General features: G+C 60.9%; 16 protein-coding genes. 10 read left to right on the top strand and 6 right to left on the bottom strand.

What is annotated here, in order from left to right; all coding sequences use genetic code 11:
- Positions 1-96 precede the first annotated feature (96 nt).
- The 3 genes from PspS34_RS23035 (at position 97) to PspS34_RS23045 (ending at position 1949) form a co-directional block, all read left to right on the top strand.
- Positions 97-561, top strand: coding sequence for a hypothetical protein (locus PspS34_RS23035; protein ID WP_057713377.1), 465 nt, complete (start codon positions 97-99; stop codon positions 559-561).
- Positions 562-595: 34 nt separating this feature from the next.
- A complete protein-coding gene (locus PspS34_RS23040; protein ID WP_154860489.1) occupies positions 596-1420 on the top strand; it encodes an SDR family oxidoreductase in 825 nt (274 codons plus the stop codon).
- A 139-nt stretch (positions 1421-1559) separates the two neighbouring features.
- The gene (locus PspS34_RS23045; RefSeq protein WP_154860490.1) at positions 1560-1949 is read left to right on the top strand and encodes a DUF4440 domain-containing protein; all 390 of its coding nucleotides are present in this window, start codon (positions 1560-1562) and stop codon (positions 1947-1949) included.
- Between the two features lie 127 nt (positions 1950-2076).
- On the opposite strand, the gene PspS34_RS23050 is transcribed toward PspS34_RS23045, so the two are convergent.
- The 4 genes from PspS34_RS23050 to PspS34_RS23065 all read right to left on the bottom strand — a co-directional run bounded on the left by PspS34_RS23050 (position 2077) and on the right by PspS34_RS23065 (position 6985).
- Positions 2077-2940, bottom strand: a complete 864-nt coding sequence (locus PspS34_RS23050; protein ID WP_057395860.1) for an HlyD family secretion protein — start codon at positions 2938-2940, stop codon at positions 2077-2079.
- Between the two features lie 24 nt (positions 2941-2964).
- Complete coding sequence (locus PspS34_RS23055; protein ID WP_154860491.1) at positions 2965-3165, bottom strand: DUF1656 domain-containing protein; 201 nt, start codon at positions 3163-3165, stop codon at positions 2965-2967.
- Complete coding sequence (locus PspS34_RS23060) at positions 3155-5347, bottom strand: FUSC family protein (protein ID WP_154860492.1); 2193 nt, start codon at positions 5345-5347, stop codon at positions 3155-3157. The genes PspS34_RS23055 and PspS34_RS23060 overlap by 11 nt, the downstream gene beginning before the upstream one ends.
- A gap of 138 nt (positions 5348-5485) precedes the next feature.
- On the bottom strand, positions 5486-6985 hold the full coding sequence (locus PspS34_RS23065; RefSeq protein WP_154860493.1) for an efflux transporter outer membrane subunit: 1500 nt from the start codon (positions 6983-6985) through the stop codon (positions 5486-5488).
- A 331-nt stretch (positions 6986-7316) separates the two neighbouring features.
- Here PspS34_RS23065 and PspS34_RS23070 point away from each other — a divergent pair, with 331 nt between their 5' ends.
- The 7 genes from PspS34_RS23070 to PspS34_RS23100 all read left to right on the top strand — a co-directional run bounded on the left by PspS34_RS23070 (position 7317) and on the right by PspS34_RS23100 (position 17508).
- Entirely contained in the window at positions 7317-8285 is a 969-nt protein-coding gene (locus PspS34_RS23070; protein ID WP_150814291.1) for a LysR family transcriptional regulator, read from the top strand.
- Positions 8286-8986: 701 nt separating this feature from the next.
- Complete coding sequence (locus PspS34_RS23075; RefSeq protein WP_057713371.1) at positions 8987-10147, top strand: efflux RND transporter periplasmic adaptor subunit; 1161 nt, start codon at positions 8987-8989, stop codon at positions 10145-10147.
- Positions 10144-13245, top strand: a complete 3102-nt coding sequence (locus tag PspS34_RS23080) for a multidrug efflux RND transporter permease subunit (protein ID WP_090457605.1) — start codon at positions 10144-10146, stop codon at positions 13243-13245. The genes PspS34_RS23075 and PspS34_RS23080 overlap by 4 nt, the downstream gene beginning before the upstream one ends.
- Positions 13246-13254: 9 nt before the next feature.
- The gene (locus PspS34_RS23085) at positions 13255-13932 is read left to right on the top strand and encodes a heavy metal response regulator transcription factor (RefSeq protein ID WP_056726212.1); all 678 of its coding nucleotides are present in this window, start codon (positions 13255-13257) and stop codon (positions 13930-13932) included.
- On the top strand, positions 13922-15286 hold the full coding sequence (locus PspS34_RS23090; RefSeq protein WP_150814289.1) for a heavy metal sensor histidine kinase: 1365 nt from the start codon (positions 13922-13924) through the stop codon (positions 15284-15286). The genes PspS34_RS23085 and PspS34_RS23090 overlap by 11 nt, the downstream gene beginning before the upstream one ends.
- A 247-nt stretch (positions 15287-15533) precedes the next feature.
- On the top strand, positions 15534-15758 hold the full coding sequence (locus PspS34_RS23095) for a hypothetical protein (protein ID WP_057713368.1): 225 nt from the start codon (positions 15534-15536) through the stop codon (positions 15756-15758).
- Between the two features lie 247 nt (positions 15759-16005).
- On the top strand, positions 16006-17508 hold the full coding sequence (locus PspS34_RS23100; protein ID WP_159390338.1) for a sensor domain-containing diguanylate cyclase: 1503 nt from the start codon (positions 16006-16008) through the stop codon (positions 17506-17508).
- A 172-nt stretch (positions 17509-17680) separates the two neighbouring features.
- Here PspS34_RS23100 and lpxC read toward each other — a convergent pair whose 3' ends face one another.
- Together lpxC and ftsZ are read right to left on the bottom strand one after the other, a co-directional pair.
- Positions 17681-18592, bottom strand: coding sequence for a UDP-3-O-acyl-N-acetylglucosamine deacetylase (gene lpxC / locus PspS34_RS23105; RefSeq protein WP_007916984.1), 912 nt, complete (start codon positions 18590-18592; stop codon positions 17681-17683).
- Between the two features lie 112 nt (positions 18593-18704).
- Positions 18705-19898, bottom strand: coding sequence for a cell division protein FtsZ (gene ftsZ, locus PspS34_RS23110; protein ID WP_008016708.1), 1194 nt, complete (start codon positions 19896-19898; stop codon positions 18705-18707).
- Positions 19899-19923 lie beyond the last annotated feature (25 nt).

A 19923-nucleotide genomic window follows, 5' to 3' on the forward strand; every position in this document is an offset into this window, starting at 1 on the left:
CGCGATGGGGCCAGTCGGCACACCACCGAATCGCCCATCGCCAACCCCACCTGCGCTTAGGTAGGATGACCCTCTCTATTCCCGAGATTTCACGTCATGTTCATCGGCGTCCTGCTGGTCATCACCTGGCTGATCCTGTTGCTGCGCTATCCGGCCAAGGCCTTGCCCGTATCCGTGGCCGCCGCCGTGGGGCTGGGCATCGTCGCCACCTGGGTCATCTGGATGGACCACCACGAACTCAAGCAACTGCAACGCCTGGAGTTGCGCATCAGTTACGCACCGCAGCAGTGTCCCGCCGACCGCCCATTGCAATTAACCCTGAACAACGGCAATGACGTGCCGCTCACTGAGTTGCGCTGGCGGGTCGCGGCTTATGCACCGGGCGATACGGTGAACCTGGCCGACAATCAATACACCGCCCCGCGCTATCGTGGCCCTGGTGAATTGCAGGCCGGTGGCAACTGGGAAGACTGTTTGCCGCTGCCGCCACTGCGCCCTGGCTACCGTCCGGAAACCCTGGAGTTTCGCGCCGAGCGATTGCAGGGTAGTTTTTCCGACTGATCCCTCCCCCTCTCTTTTGCACAAGGAATGCGCCATGCCCGTTGCGTTGATTACCGGTTGCTCCAGCGGCATTGGCCGCGCCCTTGCCGACGCATTCAAAGTCGCCGGCTATGAAGTCTGGGCCAGTGCGCGCAAGACCGAAGATGTTGCCATGCTGAACGCTGCCGGATTTACCGCTGTGCAACTGGACGTAAACGACGGTGTTGCCCTTGAGCAGTTGAGCGAGCGCATCAACCAGGAGCGCGGTGGTCTCGACGTGCTGATCAACAACGCAGGTTATGGCGCCATGGGACCGCTGCTCGATGGTGGCGTACCAGCCATGCAGCGCCAGTTCGAAACCAATGTGTTCGCCATCGTCGGCGTCACTCGCGCGATGTTTCCCGTGCTGCGCCGGACCAAAGGATTGGTTGTGAATATCGGCAGCGTTTCGGGTGTGTTGGTCACGCCATTCGCCGGGGCCTACTGTGCCTCGAAAGCCGCCGTGCATGCCTTGAGCGATGCCTTGCGCATGGAACTGGCGCCGTTCGGTGTGCGGGTCATGGAAGTCCAGCCGGGAGCCATCGCTTCCAGTTTCGCCAGGAATGCCGGGCACGAAGCAGAGCAACTGATCAGCGAACAGTCGCCATGGTTTCCGCTGCGCGAAGGCATACGCGCCCGGGCCAAAGCCTCTCAGGACAACCCGACCCCGGCCAGTGAATTTGCCGTCGGTTTGCTCAAGGCTGTGCAGCAGGACAAGCCACCGCGACTGATTCGCCTGGGCAATGGCAGCCGCGCGTTGCCGCTGCTGGCGGGTTTGTTGCCCAAGGGTTGGCTCGAGTCCGGGCTGATGAAGCGGTTCGGGCTGCGTGGGCAGCTCTGAGACCGCGTCGACACCTTCGCGAGCAAGCCCGCTCCCACATTTGACCGAGTTGTTCCTGAAGAAACACAATTAATTGTGGGAGCGGGCTTGCTCGCGAAGAGGCCCGCACAGTCCCTACAAAACGTCAGGTAACTGCACAATGACCGACTACACCGAATACTTCGAAGAAGTGATCCAGGCCCACGTGGCCATCGAACAATGGCTGGCCGAAGAACGTGACGCGTGCGAACTCGAAAAACTGCTGACACGTTTTTCGCCGCAGTTCTCCATGGTCTCGCCGCTCGGCCGGGTGCTGGATTTTGACGCGCTGAACGAATTGTTCACATTGGCGGGCGGCAAGAAGCTCGGGTTCCGCATCGAGCTCAGTGAGTTGCGCGGTATTGCGTTGCATGACGGTGGCGCGACCGTGAGTTACCGTGAACAGCAGACCGATGCGACCGGACTGCACTCGGATCGTCGCTCGACCGTGGTGTTCGAGAAGGTGGAAGGCAGAATTCTTTGGCGGCATCTGCAAGAGACCTTCTGCTGAACACGACGACGATCAACTGTAGGAGCGAGCCTGCTCGCGATGGACGTCAACGATAACGCGTGCATTCTGAATACACGCGGCGCGCTCTGGTTCATCGCGAGCAGGCTCGCTCCTACAGGGGAATGGGTTAAGCACCATCGCCTTGTTTCACCACCACCGTACACGTAATCCCCGCCGCCAACAGCACACCCTCCGGCACTTCATCGATGTGAATCCGCACCGGCACCCGCTGCGCCAAACGCACCCAGTTAAACGTAGGGTTCACATCGGCAATCAGCTCTCGGCTCTCCGGGTTGTCGCGGTCGTAGATGCCACGCGAGATGCTTTCCACGTGGCCCTTGAGTACTTCACCGCTCATCAGTTGCATGTCGGCTTTATCACCCACGCGCACGTGGGGCAGCTTGGTTTCTTCGAAGAAGCCGTAGACCCAGAACGAGTTCATGTCGACCACGGCCATTTTCGCCTCGCCGATGCGCGCGTAGTCGCCGCGATGCACGTTGAGGTTGGTCACGTAGCCGTCCACCGCCGCGCGCACTTCAGTGCGTTTCAGGTTGAGCTCGGCGGCTTCCAGTTGCGCCTGGGCCTGCTGGTAATCGGCCAGGGCCGAGTCGGCGAGGTTACTGGCGTCGTCACGGTTTTCCCGGGAGATCACCAGGTTGTCCATATCGGCGCGACGATGGGCGTTGACCTTGCGCATCTCCCAGGTCGCCTTGCGCGATGCCACCAGACTCTGTGCCTGTTTCACTGCGAGACGGTAGTGCTCGGGGTCGATCTGCATCAGCAAATCGCCCTTCTTCACCAACTGGTTGTCGCGCACCGGCACGTCCACCACTTCGCCGGTGACGTCGGCGGCGACGTTGATGATATCGGCGCGCACGCGGCCGTCGCGGGTCCATGGCGTGTTCATGTAGTGCTCCCACAAGGAGCGGCCGATCCACAGCGCGAGAGCCAGCACCAGCAAGGTCGCGAGCAGGCTGAAAAACTTTTTCATCGGGGCATTCTCAGTGATAGAGAGTCAACGGTAGACAGTCAGCGCCAACGCGCCGAACAGACAGGTAAACAGGCTCAGGCGCAGCAACGCCGGATGCCAGAAAAAACGGTACAGGTCGAACCCGGACAGGAACCGGTCCAGCGCCCAGGAAAGCGCCGCGGTGAAGAAAAACATCAGGGTCATGGTCGGCATGTACACGCCGTGGAAGGCGATTTCACGAGGCATGTTCAAGTCCTTGGGGCTGGCTGCTTGCGAAGGTGGCGAGCGGTGATTGCGGATCGAGCAGAGAGGTGCGGATGAAGTGCAGGTAGCTCTTCACCCGGCGCAACGCCGAGGTATCGAAGTGCGGGGCGAAGGGTTCGTCGGTGGACTGCACACGGCTGATCGCGTGATCGACGGCAATCAGCGCGCGTTCGAGATTGCTGCTGTTCGGTTGCAGGAACAGCCGCACCAGCGCACGCCCCATCACCCGGATCGCCTGGCGCCACGGCTGGGATTCGGCATAGGCCGGATGCACCGGCAAAATTGCCTGTTCCTTGCGCAACTCGATGATCGCGTGGCCGACTTCCAGCACTACGAACATCCAGCGCAGCAAGTCCCGCTGCACTTGCGGTTGGCCCGCCGCGAAGCCGTAGGCCTGATGCACCAGATCGCGGGTGCGGCTTTCGAAACTCGATGCCAATCCCTTGAGTTTGCCGCTGATGGCGTACACCACCTGGCCGCGTAAATCCTGCTCCAGCCGACGCCACAGCCAGCGGCTGTTGGGCGGCAGAATGATCGCCCCGGCCGCTGCACACACCAGCATGCCCAGCACCATGGCGATGTAGTCGTTGATGAAGGTGTAGGGGTTGTAGACCGTGAGGTTGTCCGGCACCGAACCGGTGCTGAAGAAGATCAGCAAACCCAGGCCGACGCCGACGTATTGCGGCCGCGAAGTCAGGAACGAGCCCAGTACGATCACCGGCGCGAGCATCACGCACAGCAACGGAAATCCGTCGATCCACGGGAAAATGAAAAACATCTCGACGAAGCCGATCAGCGCCCCGAGCAATGTCCCGCACGCCATCTGAAAGGCCATGCGTTTCGGGTTCGGGGTGGCGGCGGACAGGCCCACCGTCGCGGCGGCAATCAGGGTCATGGTCGCCCCGCTCGGCCAGGCGGTTGCCACCCAATAGCTGCCCAATACCGCCAGAATGAACGCTGCGCGAATTCCCGATGCTGCCGCTGCCATCCAGTTGGTTTGCGGGGTGAACGGCTCGTCCCAGCGCTCCCGTTCGTGACTGTGATCGGCCAGGGAGGCGTGGGTCTGTGCATAACCGTGCAAGTCGTCGACGAAGCGATAAAGCAACTCGTACGCGGTGTGGAAATCCAGTTGCTCGGCATCGCTCGGATTGTGCTGCTGGAACGTTGCCCGCAGACAGCGCACTCGCGCCGGCAAACCTTCCTTGTAGGCGCTCAGCACCGCGACCAGGCGTGCCGCATCGGCGCTGGTCAGGGCACGTCCGCTGAAGCCGTCGAGCAACTCGGCGAGGTCCTGCAGACCCGGCTTGATGGCCGCCACCACGGTGTCCGCCGCGCTGCTGCGCAAGCGTTCAAGCAACTGGTGCAAGGCATTGAAGCGCGTGGTGATCCCCATGAACTCGCTGTTCAGGCGACTGAGCCGGCCATTGCGCCGACGCATGTGCGGGTCTTCGAACACCGTGACACTGCGCAAGCCTTCCAGGCCCACGGCTTCGGCGATGAAACGCACGTTACCGGCCTCGAACGCCTCCCGCCGGCTGCGACCGCGCAAGCCGTCGGTGACGAACAGGGCGAACACACCAAAACGCTGATACAAGGCATTGCGCATCGCCGCGCTAGCCGATTGCGGCAGGATGGCGGCACTGATCAGGGTCGAACAGAGAATGCCCAACGAGATTTCCAATACCCGCCAGACCGCCGCCATGAACGCGCCATCCGGGTGGGCCAGCGCGGGCAAGCCGACCATCGCCGCGGTGTATCCGGCGAGGACGAAACCGTAGGCGCGGAAGTTGCGGCAGCGGGCGGCGCCTGCCGTGCAGATACCGACCCAGATCGCCAGCGAACCGAGGAACAACTCAGTGTTCTGCGCAAACAGGGCGATCAGCGCGACCATCACCGCCGAACCGGCCAGGGTGCCGAGAAAACGATAGAAGCTCTTGGCGAACACCTGGCCGCTTTGCGGCTGCATGACGATGAACACCGTGATCATCGCCGTACGCGGTTGCGGCAGCTCCAGGCGCATGGCCAGCCATAACGTCAGGAATGCCGCGAACAGTACCTTGAAAATGTAGACCCAAGTCACGCCGTCGCTGCGTGCCCAGTCGAAGAAACCCCGGCGCCATTCCAGGGAGTACAGCCAGCGCAAGGGTGCGGGCAAGGGAGTCATGAAATCCTGCTCAATAAAAATAAGGTCAGACTCAGGACCTGTGGGAGCGGGCTTGCTCGCGAAGAGGGAGTGTCAGTCAGCATTTTTCCGCCTGACAAACCGCTTTCGCGAGCAAGCCCGCTCCCACAGGGTTCGTGTTCAACGCAAAAGGCTCGGGGTTTTCGGCACTTGAGTCTGTTCGGCGTTCGGCACGTCAATACCGGCACCGAGACCACCGCCCAACGCCGTCACCAGTTCGGCATGGGCACTGAGGCGCGCCGCCTGAACCTGCTGCTGCACTTGCTGCTGCTTGAACAACAAGGTCTGGGCATTGAGCACGTTGAGGTAGTCGGTCAGGCCACGCTGGTAGGCGATCATCGCGATGTCGTAGGTCTTCTGCGCAGTGGCCACCGACTCGGCGGCGAACGCCTGCTGTTTGTCCATGGACTCGCGGCGGATCAACTGGTCGGAGATGTTTTTCAGGGCATTGACCAGGGTCTGGTTGTACTTGGCCACGGCGATGTCATAACCCGCCGAGGCTTCGCCCAACTCCGAGCGCAAGCGCCCGCCATCGAAGATCGGCAACGAAATCGCCGGCCCCACGCTGTAGTTGAGTTTCTTGCCGGTCAAGAACTCCATTGCCCCACCGCCGGTGGCCATGTAGCCAAGGCTGCCGACCAGATCGACGTTCGGGTAGAAACCGGCATGGGCGACATCGATACCCCGCGCCTGCGCCGCCACTTGCCAGCGGCTGGCGACCACGTCCGGGCGTTGACCGAGCAATTGTGCCGGCAGCGACGACGGCAGCTTCAATGGCGCACCCAGTGACAGCGTTGGCCGCTGCAACTGCGCGCCCTCCCCCGGGCCCTTGCCGGCGAGGGCGGCGAGTTGGTTGCGGCTCAAGGCGATTTCTTCGTCGAGGGCGTCGATCTGACGATGGGTTTCCGGCAACGGTGTTTCAGCTTGGCTGACTTCGAAATGGGTGCCGATGCCACCGTCCAGACGCTTTTGCGCCAGTTCGAGAATCTGCTGTTGCTGCTTCAAGGTCGCTTCAACGATGTCCCGCTGGGCGTAATGCAACGACAACTCGATGTAGACCCGTACGATGTTGTCCTGCAATTCGAGCTGGGCCTGACGCGCTTCGGCAACGCTCATGTGCGCCATGTCCACGGCGCGCTCGGTGGCATTGCTTTCGCGGCCCCAGAGGTCGAGGGCATAACTGAAACCCAGCGCGGCGTTATTGTCCCAGGTGGTGCTGTTGGCCAGCTCACCGGGGCCATAGAACTGGTCGGTAGGCCAGTTGTGACGCTTGAGGGTGGACTCGCCATTGATCTGCAGCGATTCGGCCGCTTCGGCCACGCCGGCCATGGACCTGGCCTGACGCACCCGGGCGGCGGCCATGGCCAGGCTCGGGCTGCCTTGCAGGGCGAGGTCGATCCAGCGATTCAGTTGCGGGTCGCCGTAGGCTTGCCACCATTGTGCGGTGGGCCAGTGGGCATCCTGCGCGGCGCTCTGGATCGCTTCGTCGGTAGCCAGTGAGTTGGCTTCCAGCGCCTTGCCCTGTGGGGCAATACCTCCGGTTCCGATGCAGCCGCTGATTGCCAGGGTTAAAGCCAAAACACTGAGCGGCTGAAGCGCTCTGCTGATGCGACGCGGCACTGCTGCGATTTCCTGAAATAGGGGGAGGTACGAGATTTTCTGGAAACTGGAGTTCCGCTTTTGTGGGAGCGGGCTTGCTCGCGAAAGCGGTACATCAGTCGACATTGATGGTGAATGTCAGACCGTCTTCGCGAGCAAGCCCGCTCCCACAGGTTATGCGGTGGGTCGAGCCCCGGTTCCCCAAGTTGCGCAATTCTATGGGGCGGCCTGAATGGCGATAAGCTGGGATTCCTGTGAATCTTTGTTACCGTTAACGAGATAATCCTTAAGTCTGGGGTCTCAGACTCTGAAACTTCGTGTCACAATTTGCCATCGCACCCGAGAGCCCCCCATGGACACTTTGCAAAACATGCGCGCCTTCAGTTACGTGGCCGAAGCCGGCAGCTTCACCGCCGCCGCCGTGCAACTGGACACCACCACGGCCAACGTCTCGCGCGCGGTCTCCAACCTGGAAGCCCACCTGCAAACCCGCCTGCTCAACCGAACGACCCGCCGCATCGCCCTGACCGAAGCCGGCAAGCGCTACCTGTTGCGCTGCGAACAGATCCTGGCCTACGTCGAAGAAGCCGAAGCCGAGGCCAGCGACGCCCACGCACGCCCGGCCGGGCAACTGAAAGTGCACACCATGACCGGCATCGGCCAGCACTTCGTGATCGACGCCATCGCCCGCTACCGCAAGACCCACCCGGACGTGACCTTCGACCTGACCATGGCCAACCGCGTGCCGGACCTGCTCGACGAGGGTTACGACGTGTCCATCGTCCTCGCCAGCGAACTGCCAGACTCGGGTTTCGTCTCCCAGCGCCTGGGCATCACCTACAGCATCGTTTGCGCCTCGCCGGCCTACGTCAAAGCCAACGGCTGCGCACAAAAACCCAGCGACCTGCTCAACCACGCCTGCCTGCGCCTGGTCAGCCCGGTGATTCCGCTGGAGAAATGGGCCTTCGACGGCCCTGATGGCCAGGAAATGGTCACCATCAACAGCTCACCCTTCCTGGTGAACTCCGCCGACGCGATGAAAACCGCGATCATCAGCGGCATGGGCGTTGGGGTGCTGCCGCTGTACGCCGCGATAGAAGGCCTGCGCAACGGCACACTGGTGCGCGTGATGCCCAACTACCGCTCCCAGGAACTGAACCTGTATGCGATCTACCCGTCGCGCCAGTACCTGGATGCGAAGATCAAGACCTGGGTCGAGTATTTGCGTGGATCGTTGCCGGAATTGCTGGCGGCGCATCAGGCGGAATTGGCGGCGTATGAATTGAGCGGGAGTCTGGGTGGGGTTCGGGTGGCGAATTGATGGATGCCCGAGCCCGGCTCATATCAGATTGATCCCTTGTGGGAGCGAGCCTGTTCACGATGGCGTACTCACATTCAAATCTCTGTGAGCAGATACACCGCTTTCGCGAGCAGGCTCGCTCCCACAGTTGGATTTGCATCAATCTGCCAGAAATTGGCCGGCTGTCAGGCCGCCTTCGCGAGCAAGCCCGCTCCCACATTTTGAATTATGCACGGTCAGGAAAATCAGGCCGGCCGGTAGGCCGCCTCGGCTGCTTTTGATCTGCCCGCCCCCTCGGGAGGCTGAGTGGAGGCTTTCATCCGGGGATTGGCGCGCAGCGCCGTTCGACGCAGTCGAACTCATTGCATGTAGGTCGAAGCGAAGCCGACCGGAGGGCAATGCCCCCGGATGAATGCCGGAGCGAAGGAACGCCGAGCCCCAGCGAGGGGCCGGACGTTCGGGGCGAGCGCTTTTTTTGCTTACTTTTTTTGAGGCGCTTGTTAAAAAAGTGAGTCGCCGTAAGGGCGAAACCATAAGTGGCCGTTACCGAAGAAACGGATATGTACACGGTCAACCAAGAACATGGTCGGCCCAAAGGCCGCCAAGTCCCCCCAAACTGACAGCGCCGTCAGTTAGCCGTCACCCTCCTGACCAGCAAACAGGTTTATAAAGGAAACTACCTTACCCACCTACCGACCACCCAGCCCCGGCGCCCCACTCGCATGCGAATCCAGAAAAAATCCGCCCTGCTCGTCGCCCTTCTGATCGTCCTGGCAGCGCTGGGCCTGTGGTACGCCACCAAACCGGCCAAGGCCAAACTCGCCACCCCCACCGCCATCCCGGTGCGCGTGGTCGCCGTCGCCGAAAAAGACGTACCGCGCTACGTCAGCGGCATCGGTTCGGTACTGTCCCTGCACAGCGTCGTGGTCCGCCCGCAAATCGACGGCATCCTCACCAGATTGCTGGTCAAAGAAGGCCAACTGGTGAAAAAAGGTGACCTGCTGGCCACCATCGACGACCGGTCGATCCGCGCCAGCCTCGACCAGGCCCGGGCACAACTGGGCGAAAGCCAGGCGCAACTGCAAGTGGCGCTGGTCAACCTCAAGCGCTACAAGCTGTTGAGTGTCGACGACGGCGTGTCCAAGCAGACTTACGACCAGCAACAAGCCCTGGTCAACCAGCTCAAGGCCACCGCCCAAGGTAACCAGGCCTCGATTGACTCCGCCGAGGTACAGCTTTCCTACACACAAATTCGCTCCCCGGTCAGCGGTCGTGTCGGCATTCGTACCGTCGACGAAGGCAACTTCCTGCGCATGACCGACACCCAAGGCCTGTTCACCGTGACCCAGATCGACCCGATCGCTGTGGAATTCTCCCTGCCGCAGCAAATGCTGCCGACCCTGCAAGGCCTGATCAACGACCCACAGCACGCCCGGGTCAAGGCTTACATCGGGGCCGACACCGACGGCGAAACCGGCAACCTGCTCGGCGAAGGTCACCTGACCCTGATCGACAACCAGATCAACGCCAACACCGGCACCATCCGCGCCAAAGCCGAATTCGACAACGACGCACAGAAACTCTGGCCGGGCCTGCTGGTGACGGTAAAGATTCAGACAGCCCTGGATAAAGATGCGCTGGTGGTGCCGCCGACAGTCGTACAACGCGGCCTCGACCAGCACTTCGTGTACCGGGTCAATGGGGACAAGGTCGAAGCCGTGCAGGTACAGATGGTCTATCAAGGCAGCGGCCAGGACATCATCAAGGGTGTGAAGCCGGGTGATGTACTGGTCAGCGATGGCCAGTCGCGGCTCAAGCCCGGCGCTACTGTGCAAGTGCTGACCGAGCCACCTCAGGTGGTGCGATCGGAGGCGGCGCAATGAAGGGCCATGGTTCGATTTCAGCCTGGTGCATCGACCACCCGGTGGCCACGGTCCTGCTGACGTTCGCCCTGGTGCTGCTGGGTGTCATCGCGTTTCCGCGCCTGCCGGTAGCGCCGTTGCCGGAGGCAGAATTCCCGACCATCCAGGTGGCCGCGCAACTGCCCGGCGCCAGCCCGGAAACCATGGCTTCCTCGGTGGCCACGCCCCTTGAAGTGCAATTCAGTGCCATTCCCGGGGTAACCCAGATGACCTCGAGCAGTGCACTGGGCTCGACCAACCTGACCCTGCAATTCACCCTCGACAAGAGCATCGACACCGCCGCCCAGGAAGTGCAGGCGGCGATCAACACCGCCGCGGGCAAACTGCCCAAGGACATGCCGAACCTGCCGACCTGGCGCAAGGTCAACCCGGCCGACAGCCCGGTGCTGATCCTCAGCGTCAACTCCTCGCTGATGCCTGGCCCTGAGCTCAGTGACCTGACGGAAACCCTGTTGTCCCGTCAGCTCAGTCAGGTCGACGGTGTAGGCCAGGTCGTCATCACCGGTCAGCAGCGTCCGGCGATCCGTGTCCAGGTGTCCGCCGACAAACTCGCCGCCATCGGCCTGACCCTGGCGGACATTCGCCTGGCGATCCAGCAGACCAGCCTCAACCTGGCCAAAGGGGCGTTGTACGGCGAATCAAGCATTTCAACCCTGTCGACCAACGACCAGTTGTTCCACCCCGACGAATACAGCCAGTTGATCGTTTCCTACAAGGACGGTGCACCGGTTCACCTCAAGGATGTCGCGAAAGTCGTCAACGGTTCGGAAGATGCCTACGTTCAGGCCTGGGCGGGTTCGCAACCGGGCGTGAACCTTGTGATTTTCCGCCAGCCAGGCGCCAACATCGTCGAGACCGTGGATCGCATTCAGGCCGCGCTGCCGGCGCTGCAAGCGATGTTGCCCGCCTCGGTGCAGGTCAAGGTGTTGATCGACCGCACCCAGACTATCCGCGCCTCGCTGCACGAGGTGGAAATCACCTTGATGATCGCTGTGATGCTGGTGGTGGCGGTGATGGCGCTGTTCCTGCGCCAACTGTCGGCCACGCTGATCGTGTCGGCTGTGCTCGGTGTGTCGCTGATCGCCAGCTTTGCGCTGATGTACGTCATGGGCTTCAGCCTGAACAACCTCACGCTGGTGGCGATCGTGGTCGCCGTGGGCTTTGTGGTGGACGATGCGATCGTGGTGGTGGAGAACATTCACCGGCATCTGGAGGCCGGCGACGGCATGCGCGAGGCGGCGATCAAGGGCGCCGGCGAGATCGGTTTTACCGTGGTGTCGATCAGTTTCTCGCTGGTGGCGGCGTTCATTCCGCTGCTGTTCATGGGCGGTGTGGTCGGCCGGCTGTTCAAGGAGTTCGCCCTGACCGCCACCTCCACCATCATGATTTCGGTGGTGGTTTCGCTGACGTTGGCACCGACCCTCGCTGCGCTGTTCATGCGCGCGCCCGTGCATCATGCCCACGACAAACCGGGCTTTGGCGAGCGTCTGCTGGCATGGTACGAAAAAGGCCTGCGCCACGCCCTCGCCCATCAGCGCTTGATGATCGGCGTGTTCTGCCTGTCACTGGGCCTGGCCGTTGCCGGGTACATTCTGATCCCGAAAGGTTTCTTCCCGATCCAGGACACCGGTTTCGTCCTCGGCACCACCGAAGCCGCTGCCGACATTTCCTACGGCGACATGGTGAAAAAACACCTGGCAATGGCGGAAATCGTCGCCGCCGACCCTGCGGTGGAAACGTTCTCGCACTCGGTCGGGGTTTCCGGCAGCAACCAGACCATCGCCAACGGCCGCTTCTGGATCACCCTGAAAAAACGCAGCGACCGCGATGTCTCGGCCAGTCAGTTCATTGACCGGATTCGCCCGCAACTGATGAAAGTCCCGGGTATCGTCCTGTACCTGCGTGCAGGGCAAGACATCAACCTCAGCTCCGGCCCGAGCCGCGCCCAGTACCAATACGTGCTCAAGAGCAACGACGGTGCGACCCTCAGCACCTGGACCCAACGCTTGACGGAAAAACTGCGCAGCAACCCGGCGTTCCGCGATATTTCCAACGACCTGCAACTGGGCGGCAGCATCACCCACATCAGCATCGACCGTAGCGCCGCTGCACGTTTCGGCCTCACCGCCAGTGACGTCGACGAAGCCCTGTACGATGCTTTCGGCCAGCGTCAGGTCAATGAATTCCAGACCCAGATCAACCAGTACAACGTGATCCTGGAACTGGATACCAAGCAGCGCGGCAAGGCCGAAAGCCTCAACTACTTCTACCTGCGCTCGCCCCTGAGCGGGGAAATGGTGCCGCTGTCGGCCCTGGCCAGGTTCGATGCGCCGACTGTCGGCCCGCTGTCCATCGCCCATGACGGGATGTTCCCCGCCGCCAACCTGTCGTTCAACCTGGCCCCCGGCGTGGCACTGGGCGATGCGGTGATCATGCTCAACCAGGCCAAGGCCGACATCGGCATGCCGACCGCCATCAGCGGTAATTTCCAGGGCGCGGCCCAGGCGTTCCAGAGCTCGCTGGCCAGCCAGCCGTGGCTGATCCTGGCGGCGCTGTTGGCGGTGTACATCATTCTCGGCGTGCTCTACGAGAGCTTCGTGCACCCGCTGACGATCATTTCGACCTTGCCTTCGGCGGGCCTCGGCGCGGTGATCATGCTGTGGATTTGCGGCCAGGACTTTTCCATCATGGCGCTGATCGGGCTGGTGTTGCTGATCGGTATCGTCAAGAAGAACGGCATCCTGATGATCGACTTCGCCCTCGAAGCGCAGCGCAATGGCGGAATGTCGCCCGAGGACGCAATTTTCAAGGCCTGCATCACACGATTCCGGCCGATCATCATGACCACCCTCGCCGCCCTGCTCGGCGCTCTGCCGTTGATGCTCGGCTATGGCACCGGTGCCGAGCTGCGCCAGCCCCTGGGGATCGCGGTGGTCGGCGGTTTGCTGGTGAGCCAGGCGCTGACGCTGTTCACCACACCGGTCATATACTTGTGGCTTGAGCGGCTATTCCATCGACCTAAACCTGCGCCAGAACCGGTGCTGGCGACCACAGACTGAGGCGGGGTCATGCGCGTTCTGATTATCGAAGACGAAGAAAAAACCGCGGACTATCTACATCGCGGCCTGACGGAACAGGGTTTCACCGTAGATCTGGCCCGCGATGGTGTGGAAGGTCTGCACCTTGCGCTAGAGAGCGACTACGCGGTGATCGTCCTCGACGTCATGCTACCGGGCCTCGACGGCTTCGGTGTGTTGCGCGCCCTGCGTGCGCGCAAGCAAACCCCGGTGATCATGCTCACCGCCCGCGAGCGTGTGGAAGACCGCATCAAGGGCTTGCGTGAAGGCGCCGATGACTATCTGGGCAAACCGTTTTCCTTCCTTGAACTGGTGGCACGCCTGCAAGCGCTGACCCGGCGCAGCGGCGGTCATGAACCGGTGCAAGTGAGCATCGCCGACCTGTGGATAGATTTGATCAGCCGCAAGGCCACCCGCGCCGGTACACGCCTGGACCTGACCGCCAAGGAGTTCTCGCTGCTCAGTGTACTGGCCCGGCGCCAGGGTGAAATCCTCTCGAAAACCGCCATTGCCGAGATGGTCTGGGACATCAATTTCGACAGCGACGCCAACGTCGTCGAAGTCGCGATCAAACGCCTGCGGGCCAAGCTCGACGGGCCGTTCGAAGAGAAACTGCTGCACACCATTCGTGGCATGGGTTATGTGCTGGAGAGCCGTGGTGTCCAGTAATTCCATCGCCCTGCGTCTGAGCGCAATGTTCACGCTGGTGGCGCTGCTGGTGTTCCTGCTGATTGGCTGGGCGCTGTACCAGCAGGTCGACAAGGGCCTGGGCCTGCTGCCAGAAGCCGAACTCGATGCGCGCTACAGCGTGCTCGAATCCACGGTCGGCCGTTACGGCACGCCAGAGCACTGGGTGAAGATCAACAACAAGCTCAACCTGCTGAGCGAAGAAGACAAGCGCATCAGTTTCTGGATCATCAGCGGCGATCCACACTACGAATACGGCAACCTGACCTCGCAGATCCGTGCCTTTGCCCAAGGCCCGCTGGGTACGCGCGACATGCATCTGCCGGAGCACCCGTATCCGCTGAAAGTGCTGGTCAGCGAGTTCCCGGCCAAGGACCAGCGCCCAGCGTTGCGCTTCATGATCGCCATCGACACCGAAACGTTTTTCCATACCCAGCATCACCTGCTGGTCGCGCTGATCAGCCTGGCGATTGTCGGTGTGCTGCTGGCCTCGGCACTGGGTTATTGGGTGGCGCGGATCGGGCTCAAGCCGCTGATCAAACTGTCCCAGGAAGCCCAGCGCCTGGCCCCGCCGTTGCGCTCGGGGCGCTTGCGATTGTCACCGTTGCCGCCGGAACTCGATCAATTCGCCAGCTCGTTCAATTCGACCCTGGAACGGGTCGAGCAAGCCTACTCGCGCCTTGAGTCATTCAACGCCGATGTCGCCCACGAACTGCGCTCGCCACTGACCAATCTGATCGGCCAGACCCAGGTCGCATTGACCCGCGGGCGCTCCGCCGAGCATTACTTCGAAGTGCTGCAATCGAACCTCGAAGAGCTTGAGCGACTGCGCTCGATCATCAACGACATGCTGTTTCTCGCCAGCGCCGATCAGGGCAGCAAGGCGACCAAGCTCACCTCAACCTCGCTGGCCGACGAGGTGGCCACGACCCTGGAATATCTGGATTTCATTCTCGAAGACGCTCAGGTCCAGGTTGAGGTCAGTGGTGACGCGCAGGTGCGCATCGAGATCGCCCATCTGCGCCGGGCATTGATCAACTTGCTGAATAATGCGGTGCAGCACACCGCGCCCGGACAGGTGATTCAAGTGCGGATCGAAACCCAGGAGCATCAAGTCAGCATCGGCGTCGCCAACCCGGGTTCGCCGATTGCCAACGAACATCTGCCGCGCCTGTTCGAACGCTTCTACCGGGTCGATGCGTCGCGTAGCAACAGCGGCCACAATCACGGTCTGGGGCTGGCCATCGTCAAGGCAATTGCGTTGATGCATGGCGGCGATGTGTTCGTGCGCAGTGATCATGGGATGAATACTTTCGGGATTCATCTTCCCGTCTGAAACCCTCTCCTTTGTGGGAGCGAGCTTGCTCGCGATGCAGGCGACTCGGTGCAACTTCTGAACCGAGGTGATGCTATCGCGAGCAAGCTCGCTCCCACATTGGATTGGGTTGAACACATATAAGCGGCCAATCAACTATTGCCATAAGCGCAACAGTCCTTTCATGAATCCGCTCTTTTTCCCCTCGCCTCATATCCTTATCTTTGCCCGCACCAAACAGCACTTGCCAAGCAAGAAGGTTTTAAAAATGTCCAACAGTATGGGTATTGCCAGCGCTTTCGTTTTGTCCTCTTTGTTCCTGTCGCCATTGGCGATGGCGGAAGAATCGCAGACTTTCGTCGCGCATAACGCCGCACGCGCTGCAACGTTCGAAGAGCATCAGATCGAGATGACGGCCAAGGCTGCTCAAGACTCCCAAGCCCCGCAGGCATCCAGCATCCAGGCCCAGCCACTGGCCGAGAAAGACAGCTGATCCGCACCGATCACTCCCGTTTCCCTCGACACTTTTCATCGGCTCTTCCCTTTGAGAAGTTGTCTTCAAAGCCGCTGCTGTCAGCGGCTTTTTTTATAGTGGCGACTCGGCCTTCATTGCAATTTTCGCAACGAAAGTCACTGACGCCCACACCCAAGATCAATCGTTCGAGCAACGGGAACGATTCACTCGGCTGCTACGTTTATGCAACTACGCTTAGAGCGTCCCTTTAGCGAACGTCAGCCCTATGACCGCAAGCCGCACTGCACATTTTCAAGGCCCGACCGGGCGACCCGAGATCATGGTGATCTTCGGCAGTACCCTGACCGTCATCTCGATCCTGTGCATCGTCACTTTCCTGCTGATCCGCGAACACGCCTACGCCCAGCAGACCGCCACACGCAGCGCGACCACCATTGCGCAACTGATCGATACCGATGTCCTGCGTACGGTCGAGCTCTATGACTTGACCTTGCAGGGCCTGATCGCCGCCGCCCAACGGGACGACCTTAAACAGGTTGCACCGCAGATCCGTCATCTGGTGCTGTTCGACCGCTCCACCACTGCGCGCTACAAGGGCGACATCCTGCTGCTGGACAAGCACGGCGACGTGCTGGTCGACTCATCATTGATCGAACCGAAACCGGGCAACTTCGCTGACCGCGATTATTTCCTGGCCCATGCCTTCAATCACGACACCGGCATGTTTATCAGCCGACCGTTCAAGCCACGCTGCGACTGCGATGACAGCGACGAATGGCGCATCAGTTTCAGCCGGCGCATTTCTTCGCCCACGGGTGAGTTTGTGGGGGTCGCGGTGGCGTCGATGCGCATGAGCTACTTCGACCAACTGTTCAACAGCCTCGACATCGGCAACGGCAGTACGCTGGGCATCATTAACGATGACGGGATCCTCCTGGCGCAGAAACCGTACCGGGAGCAAAACGCCATCGGCAAAAGCTTCTCCAGCCGTCCCAACGTCGCACGCATGCTGCGCGAGCGCAGTGGTACCTTTGAAAGCGTGTCGAGTGTCGATCATCAACGGCGCCTGTACACCTTTACCCGGGTCGGCAATCTGCCGCTGACCGTCATCGTGGCCCTTTCCATCGACGAAGTGTTCGCCACCTGGAACCGCACGGCCTATGTGATCAGCGGTGCAACAGGGGTCTTGTGCATCGGCCTGTTGTGGCTGACCTGGCTGCTCTGCCGCGAGCTGCGACGGCGCCAAAGTGCCGAGCAGGAATTGGCGCAACTGGCGGCCACCGATGCCTTGACCGGCGTGGCCAACCGTCGATCCCTTGATCAGACCCTGCGCCATGAATGGTTTCGTGCGCAGCGCAGTGGCAGGCCGTTGTCGTTGCTGATGATCGATGCCGATCACTTCAAGGCCTTCAATGACCGGCACGGGCATCAGGCCGGCGACGAAGCCTTGCGGGCGTTGGCCGGGGTCCTGCGCGCCAATGTCCATCGCCCGACGGATCTGGTGGCTCGCTATGGCGGCGAGGAGTTTTCGGTGATCCTGGCCGAAACTGACAGTGAAGGCGCGAAGCAGATCGCCGAGCACATCCGCGAGGCGGTGCAGAAACTGCCACTGGTGGACGTCGGTGGACCGCCGATGAGTGTGAGTATCGGTATTGCCACCTGGACGGCGGCCAGCGATATCAACCTGGAGCAATTGCTGTTCAGTGCCGACAAGGCGCTGTATCAGGCCAAGGAAGGGGGGCGTAACCGGGTGGTTTGTGTCGAATAGGATTTTCATTGGATGGGAGGACGCCATCGCGAGCAAGCTCGCTCCCACAGGGGAATGCAATCAACTGTGGGAGCGAGCTTGCTCGCGATGAGGCCAGCCCAGGCACTACAAACTTCGGACATAAAAAAAGGCCACCCGAAGGTAGCCTTTAAAAACTAGAGAGGTTTTTTGCTTACACGGCCGCAACCGGGCGCATGTAAGAGATCGGTGCAGTGCTGGCGTCTTCGAACGTCACGACTTCCCAGGCATCTGTCTGCTCAATCAACTTGCGCAGCAGCTGGTTGTTCAGTGCGTGGCCGGACTTGAAGCCCTTGAACTCACCAATCAGGCTATTGCCCAGCAGGTAGAGGTCACCAATTGCATCGAGAATCTTGTGCTTCACGAATTCGTCTTCATAGCGAAGGCCGTCTTCGTTCAGTACGCCATCGGCGTCGACCACAATAGCGTTTTCAACGCTGCCGCCGAGTGCGAGGTTGTGCTTGCGCAGGTACTCGATGTCACTCATGAAACCGAAAGTACGGGCGCGGCTGACTTCTTTTACGAACGAAGTGCTGGAAAAATCCACGCTTGCACTTTGGGTGCGGTCCCGGAAAACCGGGTGATCGAAATCGATCTCGAAGCTCACCTTGAACCCTTCGAAAGGGACGAAAGTGGCGCGCTTGTCGCCGTCTTCCACTGTCACTTCACGCAGGATGCGGATGAATTTCTTGGCGGCGTCCTGTTCTTCCAGGCCTGCCGATTGAATCAGGAATACGAAGGGTCCAGCGCTGCCATCCATGATCGGGACTTCGGACGCGGAGAGCTCGACGTAGGCGTTATCGATGCCCAGGCCAGCCATGGCCGAGAGCAAGTGCTCTACCGTGTCCACTTTGACGTCGCCATTTATAAGCGTGGTCGACATAGTGGTTTCACCGACGTTTTCCGCGCGGGCAGGAATTTGCACCACAGGGTCGAGGTCAGCGCGACAAAACACAATGCCAGTGTCGACAGGCGCAGGCTTGAGGGTCAGGTAGACCTTCTCCCCGGAGTGCAGGCCTACACCTGTGGCACGGATAATATTTTTCAGTGTGCGTTGTTTAATCATGGCTTGGGCCGCTTCAGCGCAAATTGCGAACTGGTATCAACAAAGGCTGGCGATGATAGCAGACCACGCCTTTGCTGAACACCAATCACCTTCATAGCCCTGATACATTCCATCAATCGGCCTGACGACGCAGGAAAGCCGGGATGTCCAGGTAGTCCAGATCATCTTGCGGATTCATCTTCGCGGCAGTCGCAGCACCGGCCTGAGCCTGGTTGCGCATGACGGTCGGACGGTCCAGGTCACGGTAGTTCACCGCTGGAGCTTCCTGACGAACAGGGGCCTGTTGTTGTGGCTGTGCAGCCATCGAAGTGTGAACGGTGTTGTCGATGACCTTCACAGGCTTCTCGATTTTAGCGCCCAAACCTGTGGCAACGACAGTCACGTGCAGCTCGTCGCGCATGTCCGGATCGATAACGGTACCGACCTTGACCATCGCGTGCTCGGAGGCGAATGCCTCGATGATGCTACCCACGTCGGAGTATTCACCCAGGGACAGATCCGGACCGGCGGTAATGTTCACCAGGATGCCGCGAGCGCCTTGCAGGTTCACGTCTTCCAGCAGCGGGTTGCGGATGGCCGCTTCGGTCGCTTCACGTGCACGGTTCGGACCGCTGGCGCAGCCAGTGCCCATCATCGCCATGCCCATTTCACTCATCACGGTACGCACGTCGGCGAAGTCGACGTTGATCATGCCCGGACGCTTGATGATGTCGGAGATACCGCGGACGGCACCGGCCAGTACATCGTCTGCCTTGGCGAAAGCCGACAGCAGGCTGGCGTCTTTACCGAGGATGGTCAGCAGCTTCTCGTTGGGAATGGTGATCAACGAGTCGACGCTTTCGGAGAGCATGCGGATGCCTTCGTCGGCGATCTGCATACGCTTGCGGCCTTCGAACGGGAACGGACGGGTCACGACCGCAACGGTCAGGATGCCCATTTCCTTGGCCACTTCGGCGATGATCGGCGCAGCACCGGTACCGGTACCGCCGCCCATGCCGGTGGTGATGAACACCATGTTGGTGCCGGCCAGCACTTCGGCAATGCGCTCACGGTCTTCCAGAGCGGCTTGACGGCCGACTTCAGGGTTGGCGCCAGCGCCCAGGCCCTTGGTCACGCCGGTGCCCAGTTGCAGGATGGTCCGCGCGCCGATGTTTTTCAGCGCTTGAGCATCGGTGTTGGCGCAGATGAATTCGACGCCTTCGATGTTGCTCTTGACCATATGGTTGACAGCGTTGCCGCCGCCACCGCCGACACCGATAACTTTGATTACCGGGCTTGCGGGGATGTTGTCTACGAGTTCGAACATTTTCCCTCTCCTTTACATTCTCTAG

It is taken from the genome of Pseudomonas sp. S34, assembly GCF_009866745.1.
Classification (GTDB): Bacteria; Pseudomonadota; Gammaproteobacteria; order Pseudomonadales; family Pseudomonadaceae; genus Aquipseudomonas; species Aquipseudomonas jessenii.

Coding starts and splice junctions, on each gene's coding strand:
- PspS34_RS23035 (WP_057713377.1), top strand. CDS start 97: ATGTTCATCGGCGTCCTGCTGGTCATCACCTGGCTGATCCTGTTGCTG.
- PspS34_RS23040 (WP_154860489.1), top strand. CDS start 596: ATGCCCGTTGCGTTGATTACCGGTTGCTCCAGCGGCATTGGCCGCGCC.
- PspS34_RS23045 (WP_154860490.1), top strand. CDS start 1,560: ATGACCGACTACACCGAATACTTCGAAGAAGTGATCCAGGCCCACGTG.
- PspS34_RS23050 (WP_057395860.1), bottom strand. CDS start 2,940: ATGAAAAAGTTTTTCAGCCTGCTCGCGACCTTGCTGGTGCTGGCTCTC.
- PspS34_RS23055 (WP_154860491.1), bottom strand. CDS start 3,165: ATGCCTCGTGAAATCGCCTTCCACGGCGTGTACATGCCGACCATGACC.
- PspS34_RS23060 (WP_154860492.1), bottom strand. CDS start 5,347: ATGACTCCCTTGCCCGCACCCTTGCGCTGGCTGTACTCCCTGGAATGG.
- PspS34_RS23070 (WP_150814291.1), top strand. CDS start 7,317: ATGGACACTTTGCAAAACATGCGCGCCTTCAGTTACGTGGCCGAAGCC.
- PspS34_RS23075 (WP_057713371.1), top strand. CDS start 8,987: ATGCGAATCCAGAAAAAATCCGCCCTGCTCGTCGCCCTTCTGATCGTC.
- PspS34_RS23080 (WP_090457605.1), top strand. CDS start 10,144: ATGAAGGGCCATGGTTCGATTTCAGCCTGGTGCATCGACCACCCGGTG.
- PspS34_RS23085 (WP_056726212.1), top strand. CDS start 13,255: ATGCGCGTTCTGATTATCGAAGACGAAGAAAAAACCGCGGACTATCTA.
- PspS34_RS23095 (WP_057713368.1), top strand. CDS start 15,534: ATGTCCAACAGTATGGGTATTGCCAGCGCTTTCGTTTTGTCCTCTTTG.
- PspS34_RS23100 (WP_159390338.1), top strand. CDS start 16,006: ATGACCGCAAGCCGCACTGCACATTTTCAAGGCCCGACCGGGCGACCC.
- lpxC (WP_007916984.1), bottom strand. CDS start 18,592: ATGATTAAACAACGCACACTGAAAAATATTATCCGTGCCACAGGTGTA.
- ftsZ (WP_008016708.1), bottom strand. CDS start 19,898: ATGTTCGAACTCGTAGACAACATCCCCGCAAGCCCGGTAATCAAAGTT.